Source organism: Hymenobacter oligotrophus (genome assembly GCF_003574965.1).
Lineage (GTDB): Bacteria > Bacteroidota > Bacteroidia > Cytophagales > Hymenobacteraceae > Solirubrum > Solirubrum oligotrophum.
The window spans coordinates 1,823,763-1,840,304 of record NZ_CP032317.1 but is presented as its reverse complement, the minus strand read 5'-3'; the positions used below and the strand labels follow the sequence as shown (position 1 = coordinate 1,840,304).

Here is a 16,542-nt window from a genome sequence, read left to right as displayed (position 1 = left end):
CTTAATTGGCAGAGTGCACAGCGTTGGTTTTTTTGCAGCACTCGGGCAGGCGCTCGTAGGCCTTGGCGTTGGCGGTTTTCGTATCGGCATCGTAGCCGGTGGCCACTACGGCCGAGCGCAGTGCGTCGGCGTTGGTTTTATCGGTGCGATAGGTAACCGTCAGCATTTGGGTGGGCACGTTTAGCACGGCAGCCTGCACGCCTTTTTCGTAGGCCAATGATTTTTCGAGGCGGGCTTTGCACATGTCGCACACGGCCGAAGTTTTGATGGTTACCTGCTCGGTGCCGGCCTTTTGCTTGGCCTTGGGCTTGGTATCCTGCGCTTGCGAAAACTGGGTGCCAACAAAGGCTAAGAGGCCAAAGGAAAGTGCGCGGAAGGTTTTCATGACTAGAAAAGGAAGAAAAGAGGAGAGAAGTTCTGTGTGGGATACTTGGTAGTCAGTATTGAGTATTTTGTATTGAGTACTTAGTGCACGGTTCTAACTACCAAGTGCTTATTGCTATTTGCTGAGTACTACATACTCAGTACCAAGTACTCAATACCAGATACCAACCACTATTCCAGGCGGAAGCGCATGCCTAGGTAAGTTAAACGCCCATAGATGGGGCCCCAGTTCATAGCAGCATCAAACATGGGGCCGAAAGGCTGTGCGGCCGCATCAATGGGGTTGCGCTGGCGGTAATTGCTGAGGTTCTCGACGCCGGCGTACACATCGAAGCGCTTAAAGGCACGGGTGAGCTGCGCGTTCAGGGTAGCGAAGCGCGGCGAGTAGCGCAACACCGGACCGGCGCTGCCGGCGTCGTGTTGGTGGGCCAGGCCGGGGGCGTAGGGGCGCTTGCCGTACCATTGGGCCGTAAGGTCGGCGCGCCACTTGTCGTAAGCGCTGGCGTAGCCCACGTTGGCAAACAAGCGGTGCTGCGGCGTAAGCGGCCGGGGTAGCAAGCGGTTGCCGTAGCTGGTTCGCACATCGAGCCACTTGTAAGCCGCCTTGGCGTGTAGTCCTTTCACGGGCTCTACCTGCACCTCGGCCTGAAAGCTGCGCGAGAACGAGCGGCCGCCTGGCGCTAGGTTGCCGATGATGAGCATCGAAGGCAGCGAGTACGGGTCGGCCACTACCTGGTTCTGAAAAATGGTGTGGTAGTAGTCGGCCACAAACGTTGCCTGCCGCCCAGCCACCGTGAAGTACTGCGACAACGAGCCGCCTACGTTCCAGGCCCGCTCGGACTGCAGGTTGTTGGCAATGCTGAAGGGGCGGCTGCTTACGAGCATGCCCGAGTTTTCGGCAATGGGGTTGGCCACGCGGTAGCCGCGGCCGGCGGCCAAGCGCAGCACGGTGCTGGTGGTGGGGTCGTATTTTACGTTCAGGCGCGGCGTCAGAAACCAGCCGTACAGGTTGTGGTAATCGGCGCGGGCGCCGGCCACCACCGTGAGGTTGCGCGAGTTTTGGTAGGTGTACTCGGCAAACGCGCCGGGCACGCGCTCGGTGCGGGCCCGCAGTTCGCGTTGGCGGGTTTGCGCGGGCGTTTCGGCCGCGTTCGGGCCGGTACGCAGGTACTCCTGGTAATCGTCGTAGAGGTAGCTGGCACCTAGGCGGTACACGTGCGAGGTGTTGCCAATGGCGCTCTGAAACAGCAGCGTAGCCAATCCGGTGCGTTGCGTGCCATCGTACTGGCGCTGCGGGCGGAACAGGTTGCCCTCTTGCAGCACCACATCGAAAGGCAAACCGTAGGTGCTGCCCCCAAACGTGGAGTTGAACTTGTGGCTGGTACCCGAAAGCAGCAAGCCTAGGCTCTGATAAGGCTTGCTGGGCCAGGTATAAGAGGTTTTGTTGTAGGCTGTGTAGCGGTTGGTTTCCTGCGTGATGCCGTAGTTGGGGTTGCCAACCTCATCCTGCTTAAAACCCATTTGGCCACCTAGGCGGGTTTCGCGCAACGCGCCCACGCCCAGCTCGCTCACTACTGCCTTGCCCGACTTGTACTTCCACTTGTTCATCACGTTGTACTGCGTGGCCAAGGGCAAGTCCATAAAACCGTCTTTGTTGCGGTCGATTCGGTTGCCTAGGTGGTCGGCGTGCAGCAGCAGCGCGGTGCTCAGCTTGGGGTTGATGCGGGCCGAGGTGTTGAGGTTCAGGTCGAATTTGCCGAAGTCGTTGACGTAGGCATTGAAGAGCAGACGATCCGTGACGTCGGGCTCCTTCAGCCGCACGTTCACTTGCCCCGAAATCGACTCGTAACCGTTCACCACCGAGCCCATGCCCTTGATGATGTCGATGCTCTCGATCCAAGGGCCGGCTAGGTAGTTGAGGCGGTACGGGGTAGAAAGGCCGCGCAGAGCGGGCAAGTTGTCCACCGTCAGCAGCGAGTAGGAGCCATCGAGGCCCAGCAGCTGAATCTGCTTGGCGCCCGAAGCCGCGTCGGTCGTCGACACTTCCACCGAAGCATTGGTCTCGAAACTTTCGGCCAGGTTGCAGCACGCCGACTTAGTTAGGTCTTGCGCACTGATTACCTGCGTGTTGGTGGGCGTGAGCGAGGAATAGCTAGGAGCACGCTCCGTAATTACTACCTCCTGCAACTCGGCGCTGCCTTTGAGAGGCACGCGCACGTAGCCGGCCGCCTGAACCGTGTCGGGACGGTAGCCTAAGGCATTTACCACCAAGCGGGCCGAGGTAGCCTTGGTAGAGTAGGGCAGCACGAACAAGCCTTTGTCGTCGGTGGTAGTGGCCTGGTCGGTGCCGAGCCAGCGCACAACGGCGCCGGGCAGTGCGGCGCGCGAGGCGCCGTCGGTTACTTCGCCGCGTACCGGTTGCGGTGCGGCAGATGATTGGGCGAAAGCGGCCGGCGCAGCACCTAGCAGGAGCATGGGCACGAGGCGCAGAGCGCGACTTCGCATCGAAGCAAGCATAAAGTCAGGAGGTTAGGTCTTCGGGAGGGGTGGGTGATGGCCGTGCAAGACCATACCCGCCGGCACCGCACGGTGCCAGCATTGCCGAAAAAGAGCCTAACCTAGACGTTGAGCGTGCACTTGAAGGCCAGCAAAGCGCGGCCCGCTCGAAGGGGGGGAGACGTATCGCCCGCGTGCCAGGTAAGCTGGGGCGCTACGGCGGCTACCGCCGGTGCCTGCGGTGCCCACATGGGCTGAGGCAGCACGGCTAGCAGGGCTGGCGTTACCACTTTTAGTAGCGGCCCTGCCGATGCCGAGGTGTCTACCTTGTGGTGATGAGCACTGAAGTCGCAGCAGCCGTCTTTTACCTCGGCTTTGGCAACCGGTGCGGGCTTGTTGCAGCTTGCCGCATCGGCTACGTCAGCTTTGGGGGCGCACACGTGGTGCGGCGTCAGTACAACGGCTCGTTGGGTTTGGCCACTGGCAAAGCAAGTGTGCTGCTGCACCGTGAGGCCCACCGACGAGGTGAGCACCAACAAGGCCAGCCACAAGCTAGTGAGGCGCAGGAACAACGAGCGTTTCTTCACAGCACAAAGATACGCAGAAGGCCCGAGCATAAGCGGTATACATAAATGCTCGGGCAGTACATGATTTAGGCTTCGCCCTAGGTGCAGCAAGTGCTGGCTGCCAATATGGCAAGGGGGCAATGAACGTTTTCCACTTTCTGCTCCAAGCTCGGTCTGATTTTCGCCAAAAGTGCCCCAGTAGGCTCTAAATGGTCATTTCCGGTGGTGGTAGAAAATGGTAAATGGTGGTTGCCTTTTCGAGGGGCTTGCGTACTTTTGCTTACCGACCTCGTGCGCTTACCCCACCTTCAAAGCTACGGCTTCTTTTTGCACCTAACCTATGAACCTGCTCTCCGGCGAATACGAATGCAAGCTCGACCCGAAAGGGCGGCTCGTGTTGCCGGCGAAGGTGAAGGCCAACTTGCCCGAGGAGTCGGGCAACCAATTGGTGCTGGTGCGGGGGTTCGAGCCTTGCTTGGTGTTGTACCCTAGGTCGGCGTGGCGCGTGATTCACGAGAAGGTAATGGCTCTCGACGAGTTCAACGAGGAGTACCGCCAGTTTCAGCGTAACTTCTTCCGGGGCATGACGGAGGTGGAGCTCGACAACATCGGGCGCTTTGGCTTGCCGCGCACCATGCTGCGCTATGCCGGCATCGAGAAGGAAGCCATTATTGTGGGCCTGGGCAACCGCTGCGAAATCTGGGACCCTACCCGCTACGACGAGTACCTGATTAAAGACCAGCAAAGCTTCTCGAAGCTGGCGCAGAAATTCCTTACCAACGAAACGCCGCCGGCGGGCGGTTTGGCCGCATAAGCATGGAAACTCCCAACGCGACCTACCACCGCCCCGTGATGCTGCAAGAGTGCCTCGAAGGGCTCGATCTGCAGCCCAACGGCCGCTACGTCGATGTTACTTTCGGCGGCGGTGGGCACTCTTGGGCTATTCTGGAGCGCCTAGGTCCGGAAGGTCATTTGTACTCCTTCGACCAAGACGCCGACGCCGAGCGGCAAGCGCAACGCCTCCTCGCGGGTCCGCAGGCCGATCGGTTCACGTTCATCCGGGCCAACTTTGGTGAGCTGCAGGCCGAGCTTGAGCGCCGCGGGGCTGCTCCCGTAGATGGGCTACTCGCCGACCTAGGCGTGTCGTCGTATCAGTTCGATACGCCGGAGCGCGGCTTCAGCACCCGTTTCGATGGCCCGCTTGATATGCGCATGAACCCCGACGAAGGCCCCACCGCCGCCGACGTGGTAAACGAATACGGCGAAGCCGAGCTGCACCGCATTTTCGGCATGTACGGCGAGGTAACCAACGCCCGCACCTTGGCCAAAGCCGTGGTACAAAGCCGGGGCGGCCGGGGTATCGAAACCATTGCCGACCTCAAAAAAGCCATTGCCAGCTGCACCCCGCGCGGCAAGGAAAATAAGTATTTGGCGCAGGTATTTCAGGCTTTGCGCATCGAGGTAAACAACGAGCTGACGGTGCTGGAGGCCATGCTGGAGCAAGCCGCCCAAGTGCTGCGGCCGGGCGGGCGCCTAGTCGTCATGTCGTACCATTCGCTCGAAGACCGGCTGGTGAAGAACTACCTAGGCACGGGCAAGTTCTTCGGGGAGGTAGATAAAGACCTTTTCGGCAACCCGCAGAAACCCTTTGAGGTGCTCACGCGCAAACCCGTTACGGCTTCGGAAGAGGAACTGCAGCTGAACAACCGCGCCCGCAGCGCCAAGCTGCGCGTGGGCGTGCGCAATGACTTCGTTATCAAATCTAAGCACTAATCCGGCGTGGCTGTTAATACTATTCGTCCGACTACGCACCAACCGCGACAAAACACGCCGCGCGAGGTAGTGCCGCCGGTGCTCGAGCCCGAGGAGCTGCCCGAGCCGGAGCCCACGCCCGAACCTAAGCGTACGCGCCCGGAGCGGGAGCCTGAGCCGCGTCGGCAATCGACGTGGAGCATTTTTTCGGTAGTTGAGAAAGTAGTAAACGTCGACGGGTTGTTCCGCGACGGCGTGCCCGTGCGCTTCCTGCCGCACATGCTGTTCGTGATGTTCCTGATTCTGGTGTACATCGGCAACACGCACTACGCCACGCGCATGAACCGCAGCATCCAGAAGCTGAAAGTAGAAACCGAAGACCTCCGAGCCGATTACACCACGCTGAAATCGGATTACATGGAGGCCAGCAAGCAGAGCGAGGTAGCCCGAAAAGTAGCGGCCTACGGCTTAGTAGAGAGTTCGTCGCCGCCGTTCCGCATTACCGTGCCAGCTGGTGGCCTTGATGAAGCCGAGCTTGACCGCCTGCCGGTACTAACCGCCGACTCGTTGGCTGCCCGCGCCGCGCGCGACTCGGCCGCTACCGATTCGGCAGCCCAGCCAATCACCCCGCCCACCGAAGAAGAGCAACACTAGCGCAGAGGCATGAGCAAGCAGGGTAGCGTTAAGAAGTCCATCGTTACGCGGGTGCGGCTCGCCTTTTTGGGCGTGCTGCTGTTTTCGTGCGCCGTCGTCTGGAAGATTCAGCGCATTCAGTACCAAGAGGGGGAACGGTGGCGGGCCCTCGAGCAGGAGCGCCGCATTGTGTACCAGCCGGTGTTTGCCACCCGCGGCAACATCTTCTCCGATAACGAAAGCATTATGGCTACCTCGCTGCCCTTTTACCGGGTGGCTTGGGACCCCTCGGTGGTAAGCGACGAGCTGTTCAACCGCAAGGCCGATTCGCTGGCTTTGCTGCTGTCGCGCTTTTTCGGCGACCGTAGCAAGGACGAATACCTGCGCAAGCTGAAAAACGCGCACAACCCCAAAGCGCGGGTCCGTTACGTGCGTCTCAACTCGCGGCAGATCAACTTTCAGGAGAAAAAACTGCTGGCGACCTGGCCCATTTTCCGGGCCGGCAAAAACCGCGGCGGCGTCATCTTCGAGAAGGTGGATAAGCGCTTCCGGCCGTTTGGCGGTTTGGCGCAGCGTACCATTGGCTTTATCAACGAAGAAAAGCACGGCGCTGGCCTCGAGTACACGTTCAACAAGCAACTGGCCGGCAAAGACGGCGAGGCCCTGTTCGAGCGCCTACCCGGTGGCCTGAAGCCCGTGTACGACGCGGCCGAGGTAAAGCCGCTCGATGGTTACGACATCAAAACCACCATCGACATCAACCTGCAGGACGTAGCCGAAAACGCCCTGCTGCGCAGCCTGATGGACAACAACGCGCAGTACGGTACGGTAATCCTGATGGAGGTGAAAACCGGCGAAATCAAAGCCGTAGCCAACCTAGGGAAAGTGGCCGATGGCGTGTACCGCGAGGATTACAACTACGCCATTGCCGATCAGGGCCGTACCGAGCCGGGCTCTACCTTCAAGCTGGCCTCGATGATGGCTTTGTTTGAAGACAACCCCGAGCTGGACCTGAACGACTCGGTGAACACCGGCCGCACGGGCTCGATGAAAATTGCCGGCGCCGTAAAAACCGACTCGCACCCTTACGGCAAGATTTCGGTGCAGCAAGTGTTCGAGAAGTCGTCGAACATTGGCGTGGCGAAGTTGGTGAACGACCACTTCAGCCCCGAGCCCAACAAGTACACCGACTACCTGAAGAAGTTTGGCCTGCACCAGCCCCTAGGTTTTCAGATGAGTGGCGAGGCCCGGCCCTACATCAAAGACCCCAAAGACCGTTCCTGGAGCCGTACTTCGCTTTCTACCATGAGCATCGGCTACGAGCTGAAGCTGGCCCCGCTGCAAACGCTGGCCTTCTACAACGCTGTGGCCAACAACGGCGTGAAGGTGCAGCCCATTATTGTGCGCGAGATAAAGCAGGCCGATCAAGTGCTGGAGCGCTTCGAAACCAAGGTGCTGAACCCCAAAATCTGCTCCGAATCTACCTTGGCTAAAGTGAAAGCCATGATGGAAGGCGTGGTGGAAAACGGTACGGCCCGCGGCATTCGCACGCTCGATTACAAGATTGCCGGCAAAACCGGCACGGCCTGGAAGTTTAAGAACGGCCGCTACACCAAAACCTACTCCACCAGCTTCTGCGGCTATTTTCCGGCCGATAAGCCCAAGTACTCGTGCATCGTGGTGGTCGATTCGCCCAAGAACGGCCGCATTTACGGCGCCGACGTAGCCGCGCCGGTGTTCCGCGAAGTGGCCGACAAAGCCATGGCCCGCGACCAAGCCAGCCAACGCCCGCTATTGGCCCGCGCGCCGCTGCGCAAGGCCATGGTACCCGCAGCCCACGCCGGCATGCAAGAAGACCTACAACTGGTGTGCAGCCGCCTAGGTGTCAGTAACCACGCCGAGGGTTCGTCGGCCGATGAGTGGGTGCGGGCCGATACGCAGCAAGGCATTAAGGCGCTGCAATGGCAGCCCATGCCGGTGCGCCGGGGCCGGGTGCCGAATGTAGCAGGCCTAACCCGCCGCGACGCGCTCTTTATGCTCGAAAACCGCGGCCTGCGCGTGCGCACAGTAGGGACGGGCCGCGTTACGCGGCAATCGTTGCCGGCTGGTGCTCCGGCGCAACGCGGTGCCACCATCATCCTGGAACTCAAAGACCCAACCTTGGTAGCTAAGGCTGCCTTGCCAGTGCTGCCTTATGCGCCACCTAGGCCTACCGTGGCTCCCGAGCCCACGGTAATACCCGAACCGGTTTCGGCTAGCGGCCAACCCATTGCCCGGCCCGAGGGCCAAGGCACGCTGTACCCCGGCCTAAAGCCTGCGCGCTCCCGCTAATTGCTAGCCTCGTACGCGCCAAACCAATTTCGTCGAACCTCCCGCTGCTTCACTGCTCTTGACTCCGCTAACCTCCACCCCCCAGCATCAGCTTCGCGACTTACTCACCGACGTAAACGTGCTCGAGCAGCACGGTTCGGCCGATGTGCTCGTCGCCAACCTTACGCTCGATTCGCGCCAAGCTGCAGCCGGCACCGCGTTTTTCGCGTTGCGCGGCGTGCAGGCCGATGGTCATCAGTTCATCGGCAAGGCAGTTGACCTAGGCGCTGGCGTGGTGGTGTGCGAAGAATTGCCGGCTGAGTTGAGCGAGCAGGTTACGTATGTGCGGGTAGCAGACAGCGCCGAGGCCATGGGCCATATGGCTGCCGCTTTTTACGGGCACCCATCAAAGCAGCTGAAGCTGGTGGGCGTAACGGGCACCAATGGCAAAACCACCGTGGCTACCCTGATGCATAAGCTGTTTACGGCGCGGGGTTATAAAGCAGGCATGCTCTCCACGGTGCAAAACCAGATTGGCGAAGAGGTAATACCAGCTACCCACACCACGCCCGATGCCATTCGGCTGAATGAGTTGCTGGCCCGTATGGTGGCTGCGCGGTGCACGCATGCCTTTATGGAAGTAAGCTCGCACTCGGTGGTGCAGCACCGCGTAACGGGCCTGCATTTTGCCGGTGGCATTTTCACCAACCTCACCCACGACCACCTCGACTACCACGGCACGTTCGATAATTACATTAAGGCCAAAAAGGGCTTTTTCGACATGCTGCCTGCTTCGGCCTTTGCCCTTACCAACGCCGACGACAAGCGCGGCATGGTAATGCTGCAAAACACCCGAGCCAGCAAAGCCACTTACTCCATGCGCAGCCTGGCCACGGTGCGCGGCCGCCTGATTGAGAATAGCGTAGAAGGCCTGCAGCTCGAAGTAGACGGCCACGAGGTGCAGTTCCGCCTGATTGGAGTGTTCAACGCCTACAACTTGTTGGCGGTGTACGGCGCTGCTACGCTGCTGGGCGAGGAGCCCGAGGAGGTGCTGACGGTGCTATCGGGCCTTACCTCGGCGCCTGGCCGCTTCGAGCCGATTGTATCGCCGCGCAAGCGCGTGGTGGGTATTGTGGATTACGCCCACACACCCGACGCGCTGGAAAATGTGCTGACTACCATTGCCGAAATCCGGCGGCCCGATCAGCAGGTGATTACCGTGGTGGGTTGCGGCGGCAACCGCGATGCCGCTAAGCGCCCCGTAATGGCCGAGTTGGCCTGCCGCTTGTCCGACCGGGCCGTGCTTACCTCCGATAACCCGCGCTTCGAGGACCCCAACGAAATTCTGAAACAAATGCAAGCGGGCGTGCGGCCAACCGACGCTGGCAAATACCTGACCGTGCCCGACCGCCGCGAGGCCATTAAAACGGCTTGCGCCATTGCGCGCCCCAACGACATTGTGCTGGTAGCCGGCAAAGGCCACGAAATCTACCAGGAAATCCAAGGCCAGCGCACCGCTTTCGACGACCGCGAAGTACTGCGCGAGGCCTACGAACTGCTGAGCTTGTAATTGCAAATTAAAAGCAACCAGCTAGTAAAGTAGGGTTTTTAGCCCGCCCCGATTAGCACAAAATCACTACAAACGCAACGTTTGACCGCACCCGAAAAAGCCGAAATTTTGCTGCTTCACCGCGGTTGAACTGGCTGCCGCTCCAGCCCCCACTAATGCTCTACTACCTCTTCGATTTTTTGCACCGCCATTACAACATTCCCGGCACGGGTGTATTTCAGTACACCTCGTTTCGGGCGGCTATGGCAGTGGTTACCTCGCTTATCATCGCGCAGCTGTTCGGCAAACGGCTGATTGCCATTTTGCGCCGCAGGCAAATTGGCGAAACCGTGCGCGACCTAGGTCTGCAGGGGCAACTCGAGAAAAAGGGCACTCCCACCATGGGCGGCCTCATCATTTTGCTGGCCATTTTGGTGCCCACGCTCCTCTTTGCCAAGCTCGATAACCTCTACGTTATCCTGATGATTCTGAGCACCGTGTGGCTTGGGCTCATCGGCTTCGTGGACGACTACATCAAGGTAGTAAAGAAGGACAAGGAGGGCTTAGCGGGTCGCTTCAAGATGCTGGGCCAGATTGGCTTGGGCCTGACGGTGGGCTGGGTGCTATTCTTCAGCCGCGATGTAACGGTGCGCCAATACCTGCTGCCCACCGGGCAGCTTTCGGCCGTCGACGCCAGCACCGTCTACCAGGACGTGAAGCTCATGATTACCACCATCCCGTTTGCGAAAAACAACGAGCTGAACTACGGCGACTTGTTTGCTACGGCCGGCGACTTCTTCAACGAGTACTATGCCTTCTTCTACATTCCCATCGTGATTTTTATCATCACGGCGGTGTCGAATGGCGCCAACATTACCGACGGCCTCGATGGCCTCGCGGCAGGTACTTCGGCCATTATTGGCACCACGCTGGGCATCTTCGCCTTCGTGTCGGGTAACGCCGTGCTGGCCGATTACCTCGACATCATGTTCATCCCGAACGTGGGCGAGCTGACGATTTTCTGTACGGCTTTCGTGGGAGCGTGCGTGGGCTTTTTGTGGTACAACTCCTTCCCGGCCCAGGTATTCATGGGCGACACGGGCTCGTTGGCCATTGGCGGCATTATTGCGGTGCTGGCCCTTATCGTGCGCAAAGAGCTGCTCATTCCGGTGCTCTGCGGCATTTTCCTCGTCGAGAATCTTTCGGTGATGGTGCAGGTGAGCTATTTCAAGTACACCAAGCGCAAGTACGGCGAAGGCCGCCGCTTGCTGCGCATGTCGCCGCTGCACCACCACTACCAGAAGCTGGGCTACCACGAGTCCAAAATCGTGTCGCGCTTCTGGATTGTCTGTATTATGCTGGCGGTGCTAACTCTTGTGACTTTGAAACTACGCTAAGTTTCAGAACGGAGAAGCCAGAGCTTAGAACAAAGCCGCTTCTCTTTTTTTTCGTGAATATCTGCTAAGCTCTGACTTCTGACCTCTCATGTCTAAAATCGTAATCCTAGGTTCGGGCGAAAGCGGGGTAGGGGCAGCACTGTTGGCGCACGCCAAAGGGCACGACGTGTTTGTGTCGGATGGCGGCGCGCTGAAGCCCGTTTACAAGGAGAAGCTCGACCGGGCCGGCATCCGCTACGAAGAAGGCGCGCACACGCTGGAAGAAATTCTGGCCGCTGACGAAATCGTGAAAAGCCCGGGGATTCCGGAAAAAGCGCCCGTAATGCAGGCCGTGCGCGCGAAAGGCATCCGCGTGATTTCGGAAATCGACCTGGCCAGCCGCTACACCAAAGCCAAGAGCATTGGCATTACGGGTACCAACGGCAAAACCACCACCACGCTGCTCACTTACCACCTGCTGAAGGAAGCCGGCTACAAGGTAGGCTTGGCTGGCAACGTGGGCCACTCGTTTGCCGAGCAAGTAATCGACGACCAGTTTGATTGGTACGTGTTGGAGCTAAGCTCATTTCAGCTCGACGATACCTACGACTACGCGCCCACCGTGGCGGTGCTGCTGAACATCACGCCCGACCACCTCGACCGCTACGAGTACTCGATGCAGAAGTACGCGCAGGCCAAGCTGCGCCTTACGCGCAACCTGGATAGCAGTAGCTACTTCATTTACAACGCCGACGACCGCCTGATCGAGCAGGAGTACCAATCGGTATTCGTCGATACCAACGACTTACCGTTCACCCTGGCCGATCATCCGGAGCGCAAGTGTGCTGCCTTTTTCACCGCCGAAACCACGCTGCGCCTTGACATTCCGCACGTGCAGGCCGACGGCTACGAGGAAGTAAGCCTTGCCAACTCGCCGCTGATTGGCCAGCACAACCGGCAGAACCAAGCTGCGGCCATTATGGCTGCGCGCGTGGCTGGGGTTTCGGTCGAGCAAATTGAGGCCGCGCTGCCTAGGTTCCACAACGCAGACCACCGCCTGCAGCCCGTGGGCGAAATCAACGGTGCCCGCTTCATCAACGACTCCAAAGCCACCAACGTGGAGGCCGCTTGGTTTGCCCTCGATGGCGTAAAGGCTCCGCTGATATGGATTGCGGGCGGCACCGACAAAGGCAACGATTACAGCACGCTCGTGCCGCTGGCCCGCGACAAGGTGAAGGCGCTGATTTGCCTAGGTGCCGACAACGCCAAGCTGCGCCAAGTGTTCGGTGAGGTAGTGCCGCAACTGGAGGAAACGCAGGACGTGCGCGAGGCCGTGCGCCGCGCCGCCGCGCTGGCCGCCCCCGGCGACGTGGTGCTGCTGTCGCCCGCCTGCGCCTCGTTCGACTTGTTCAAAAACTACGAAGACCGCGGCCGGCAATTCGCGCAGGCAGTCAAGGATTTAGCATTAAATACCATGACATAAGTGGTGAGTAAAGCCAACAAGCTGCAAACCCGCTACGAACTCTTTGTACGCACTTCAAACTACTCACCACCAACAGCATGGAACCCATCAAGAACTGGCTACAGCGCAACCTGAAGGGCGACCCTATCTTATGGGTCATCGTGCTGATTTTTTCGGTTATCAGCATTTTGGTGGTGTACTCGGCCACGGGCACCCTGGCGTACAAGAAGATGGGCGGCAATACCGAGTATTTCCTCATCAAGCACGCTGGCCTGATCTTCGTCGGACTGTTCTCGGCGTGGTTGGCGCACCTCATCGACTACCGCCACTACTCTCGCTTGTCGTTGTGGGCGCTGCTGGCCTCGGTACCGCTGCTGTTGTTCACGTATTTCTTCGGGGGCACTACCGTAAACGACGCCTCGCGCTGGATTACCATTCCGGTAATCAACCAAACGTTTCAGCCTTCCGACTTGGCCAAGCTCGCGCTGATTTCGCACTTGGCCAGCATGTTGTCGCGCCGGCAGCAGTATATCGAGAACTTTAAAACTACGCTGCTGCCCGTAATGATTTGGGTGGGGGTTATCTGCGGCATCATTGTGCTGTCGAACGCTTCCACGGCCCTGTTGCTGTTTTTTACCTGCCTGCTGCTGATGTTTATCGGCCGCGTGCCCATGAAGCATATGGTCCTCACGGTCGTAATTGTGGTTTCCCTAGGTGGCGTGGCCCTTACGGCCGGCCAGCGCTGGGGTACGGTACAAAAGCGGATCGAGTCGTTCACGGACAAATCGAAACCGGTGCCGTTTCAGCTCGAGCACAGCTACATCGCCATTGCTACGGGCGGCCTCACCGGCAAAGGTCCCGGCAAAAGCACCGAGCGCAACATTCTGCCGCACCCGTATTCCGACTTCATTTACGCTGTGATTATCGAAGAGTATGGCTTTGTTGGTGGCGTGGGCATCTTGTTCCTGTACCTAGCCTTTCTGTACCGCGGGCTGATTACCGTAATGCGCAGTTACGGCGCTTTCGGAGGGCTACTCTCGGCTGGGCTGAGCTTTAGTTTGGTATTGCAGGCCATGGTGAATATGGGCGTTGCCGTGGGCCTAGGTCCGATTACGGGCCTGCCGCTGCCCATGCTCAGCATGGGCGGTACCTCGCTGATTTTCACGGGTATCAGCATCGGTATTATCTTGAGCGTGAGCCGGGGCGAGCGGGAGCTTCGTCCCATGACGGGAGAGCCCGACGATGCACCCCGCATCCCGAAACAAACGGCGCTGGCTTGATTAAGACGAGTAGGTGAGCGGATGAACAGATGAATACACACGGGTAACCGGCCAAACCATCTTTTCATCCACTTATCTGCTCAGCCAGCCATCCACTCATTTGAACACCATGCCAAATCCGGCTGCCCATATCGAGTCCAATCTGAATGCATCTTGCCGCGTGATTATCAGCGGCGGGGGCACGGGTGGGCACATTTTTCCGGCCGTAGCCATTGCCAACGAGCTGCGCCGCCGCCGCCCCGATGCCGACATCCTGTTTGTGGGTGCCAACGGCCGCATGGAGATGACGCGCGTACCCGAAGCCGGCTACCGCATTGTGGGGCTTGATATTTCGGGCTTGCAGCGCCGCCTTACGCCGCAAAATCTGCTCTTTCCGGTTAAGGTGTTTCGGGCCGTGCGCAAGGCAGGCAAGCTGCTCGAGCGTTTTCGGCCCGATGCCGTGGTGGGCGTAGGCGGTTACGCCTCGGCGCCGGTGCTGTTGGCTGCTACCTCGCGCGCTATTCCGTCGCTTATTCAGGAGCAAAACTCCTACGCGGGCCTCGTAAACAAGCTGCTGGCCCGCCGCGTCGATAAAATTTGCGTGGCTTACGATGGCATGGCGCGATTCTTCCCGCAAGATCGGCTGGTGCTCACGGGCAACCCTGTGCGCAGCGAAATTGCCGGCGGTAGCCGCGAGGAGGCCCTTACGTTTTTCGGCCTCGACCCCGCGCGCCCGGTGCTGCTGGTGGTAGGCGGAAGCCTAGGTGCCCGTACGCTTAACCAAGCCACGGCAGCGGCCTTGCCACAGTTGCAAGAAGCTGGCGTGCAGTTGCTCTGGCAAACGGGCAAGCTGTACTACCCTAATGCCCAGCAAGAAGCCGCGCCTTTTGCCGCTGCTGGCTTGCATGCGCTAGAGTTCATTCGGCGCATGGATTTGGCCTACGCCGCCGCCGATGTGGTAATTAGCCGCGCCGGGGCGCTGTCGGTTTCGGAGCTGTGCCTTACCGGCAAACCTTGCGTGCTGGTGCCCTCGCCCAACGTGGCCGAAGACCACCAAACAAAAAATGCGCAGGCATTGTCCTCGCGCTCTGCGGCTTTGCTGGTAACCGATGCCGAGGTCCCGCACAAGCTCTACAATGTGGCCTTGGATTTGCTGCGCAACCCCGCCCGGCAAACCGAGCTGCGCCGCAACATTCTGCCCCTGGCCCGCCCCGATGCCACCACGGCCATCGTCGACGAACTGGAAATCTTAATTGAACGCCAACGCGCCCTCGCAGCCCGATGAATCCTGTAGCTCAATTTCCCTACGTTTATTTCCTAGGTATTGGCGGCATTGGCATGTCGGCGCTGGCGCGCTGGTTTCGGGCCAACGGCCACATTGTGTGGGGCTACGACAAAACGCGTACGCCGCTTACCGAGGCTTTGCAGCACGAGGGCATCCACGTGCACTACGCCGACGACCCACTCAGCATCCCTACCGAAGTGCGGGTGAACCCCGACAAGACGCTGGTAGTACTGACGCCCGCCATGCCCAAAGACCACCGCGAGTGGGCTTGGCTGCGCGAAAACAACTTTAACATCCAGAAGCGAAGCCAGGTGCTGGGCTTGCTCACGCAGGGCCGCCGCACGGTGGCCGTGGCGGGTACGCACGGCAAAACCACCACCAGCAGCATGGTTGCGCATTTGTTGCACCACGCGCAAGTGCCGGCCGGCGCTTTCCTGGGTGGCATTTGCGTCAACCTCGATTCGAACCTGCTGCTGCCGCCCGCCGAGGCCGGGCCCGAGGTGCCGGTGGTAGTGGAGGCCGACGAATACGACCGGTCGTTTCTGACGCTGCACCCCGATGTGGCCATTGTAACGAGCACCGACGCCGACCACCTCGACATTTACGGCGAGCAGTCGGCCCTGGTCGATTCGTTTCGGCAGTTTGTAAGCCAGATCAAGCCCGGTGGCACGCTGCTGCTCAACCACACCGCCGATCAAAGCCTGGCCACGGCCGTGCAGCCCGGTGTGCGCGTGTTGCGCTACGGCCTCACGCCCGAGCAAGGCCCCGATCTGCATACCGGCCACATTCAGGCGCAAGGCCACAAGTTTCACTTCGATTTGCTGGCGCCCGGCCTAGGTGATATGCGCGTGCCTGGCCTGGAGCTGCCGGTGCCCGGCTACCACAACGTGGAGAACCTGCTGGCCGCTGCCGCCGCCGCCAGCATTGTGGGCTTGCCCTGGGAGCAACTGCCCGAGGCCGTAGCTGCCTACCGGGGGGTGCACCGCCGCTTCGAGTTTGTGCTGACGAAGGGGGAGGACCACGCCTTTATCGACGACTACGCCCACCACCCCCGCGAGATTGAGGCCTTTTTGCGCTCGGTGCGCGCCCTATATCCCGGCAAGCGCATTCGGGCCATTTTTCAGCCGCACCTCTACACCCGCACCCGCGATTTTGTCGATGGTTTTGCCCAAAGCCTAAGCCTGGCCGACGAGGTTATTTTGTTGCCCATTTACCCGGCCCGCGAGCAGCCCATCGAAGGCGTTGAATCGGATATCATCTTCGAGAAGCTGACTACTACCCGCAAAGCCTTGCTCACCAAGGAGCGCCTGCTGCAAGTAGAAAGCGCCTACGGCGACGACGATTTTGAGGTGCTGGTCACCATCGGCGCGGGCGACATTGACCAGCTTGTCCCGGAATTGAAAAAAATTCTGAACAAAAAATGGTATGGCGCTGAAGCGTAAGGCAAAAAATGTACTTTTCGTTATTGGT

At 59.6% G+C, this 16,542-nt stretch carries 13 protein-coding genes; 10 read left to right on the top strand and 3 right to left on the bottom strand.

Features of this window, described 5'->3' with window-relative positions; genetic code table 11:
• Position 1: 1 nt before the first annotated feature.
• From D3Y59_RS07850 to D3Y59_RS07840, 3 genes are all read right to left on the bottom strand, one after another.
• Positions 2-385 carry a heavy-metal-associated domain-containing protein gene (locus D3Y59_RS07850; protein WP_119444554.1) on the bottom strand — a complete coding sequence of 128 codons (384 nt, stop codon included), beginning with the start codon at positions 383-385 and terminating at the stop codon, positions 2-4.
• Between the two features lie 170 nt (positions 386-555).
• A complete protein-coding gene (locus tag D3Y59_RS07845) occupies positions 556-2,859 on the bottom strand; it encodes a TonB-dependent receptor (RefSeq protein ID WP_240410595.1) in 2,304 nt (767 codons plus the stop codon).
• 143 nt (positions 2,860-3,002) lie between these two features.
• Positions 3,003-3,467: a hypothetical protein gene (locus D3Y59_RS07840; protein WP_119444552.1), complete on the bottom strand. Its 465-nt coding sequence runs from the start codon at positions 3,465-3,467 to the stop codon at positions 3,003-3,005.
• Between the two features lie 319 nt (positions 3,468-3,786).
• On the opposite strand from D3Y59_RS07840, the gene mraZ reads away from it, so the two are divergent.
• From mraZ to murC, 10 genes are all read left to right on the top strand, one after another.
• On the top strand, positions 3,787-4,260 hold the full coding sequence (mraZ, locus tag D3Y59_RS07835; RefSeq protein ID WP_119444551.1) for a division/cell wall cluster transcriptional repressor MraZ: 474 nt from the start codon (positions 3,787-3,789) through the stop codon (positions 4,258-4,260).
• 2 nt (positions 4,261-4,262) lie between these two features.
• Positions 4,263-5,219: a 16S rRNA (cytosine(1402)-N(4))-methyltransferase RsmH gene (rsmH, locus tag D3Y59_RS07830; RefSeq protein ID WP_119444550.1), complete on the top strand. Its 957-nt coding sequence runs from the start codon at positions 4,263-4,265 to the stop codon at positions 5,217-5,219.
• A 6-nt stretch (positions 5,220-5,225) separates the two neighbouring features.
• A complete protein-coding gene (locus tag D3Y59_RS18545; RefSeq protein ID WP_240410569.1) occupies positions 5,226-5,852 on the top strand; it encodes an FtsL-like putative cell division protein in 627 nt (208 codons plus the stop codon).
• Positions 5,853-5,861: 9 nt separating this feature from the next.
• Positions 5,862-8,162 (top strand): penicillin-binding protein, encoded by a 2,301-nt coding sequence (locus D3Y59_RS07820; protein WP_119444549.1) that lies wholly within the window; start codon positions 5,862-5,864, stop codon positions 8,160-8,162.
• Positions 8,163-8,220: 58 nt separating this feature from the next.
• Positions 8,221-9,711, top strand: a complete 1,491-nt coding sequence (locus D3Y59_RS07815) for a UDP-N-acetylmuramoyl-L-alanyl-D-glutamate--2,6-diaminopimelate ligase (RefSeq protein WP_119444548.1) — start codon at positions 8,221-8,223, stop codon at positions 9,709-9,711.
• A 155-nt stretch (positions 9,712-9,866) separates the two neighbouring features.
• The gene (gene mraY, locus D3Y59_RS07810; RefSeq protein WP_119446378.1) at positions 9,867-11,087 is read left to right on the top strand and encodes a phospho-N-acetylmuramoyl-pentapeptide-transferase; all 1,221 of its coding nucleotides are present in this window, start codon (positions 9,867-9,869) and stop codon (positions 11,085-11,087) included.
• Between the two features lie 88 nt (positions 11,088-11,175).
• The gene (murD, locus tag D3Y59_RS07805) at positions 11,176-12,549 is read left to right on the top strand and encodes a UDP-N-acetylmuramoyl-L-alanine--D-glutamate ligase (protein WP_119444547.1); all 1,374 of its coding nucleotides are present in this window, start codon (positions 11,176-11,178) and stop codon (positions 12,547-12,549) included.
• A gap of 77 nt (positions 12,550-12,626) precedes the next feature.
• Positions 12,627-13,808: an FtsW/RodA/SpoVE family cell cycle protein gene (locus D3Y59_RS07800; RefSeq protein ID WP_119444546.1), complete on the top strand. Its 1,182-nt coding sequence runs from the start codon at positions 12,627-12,629 to the stop codon at positions 13,806-13,808.
• Positions 13,809-13,917: 109 nt separating this feature from the next.
• Positions 13,918-15,072 (top strand): undecaprenyldiphospho-muramoylpentapeptide beta-N-acetylglucosaminyltransferase, encoded by a 1,155-nt coding sequence (murG, locus tag D3Y59_RS07795; protein ID WP_119446377.1) that lies wholly within the window; start codon positions 13,918-13,920, stop codon positions 15,070-15,072.
• The gene (gene murC / locus D3Y59_RS07790; RefSeq protein ID WP_119444545.1) at positions 15,069-16,514 is read left to right on the top strand and encodes a UDP-N-acetylmuramate--L-alanine ligase; all 1,446 of its coding nucleotides are present in this window, start codon (positions 15,069-15,071) and stop codon (positions 16,512-16,514) included. The genes murG and murC overlap by 4 nt, the downstream gene beginning before the upstream one ends.
• Positions 16,515-16,542: the final 28 nt, after the last annotated feature.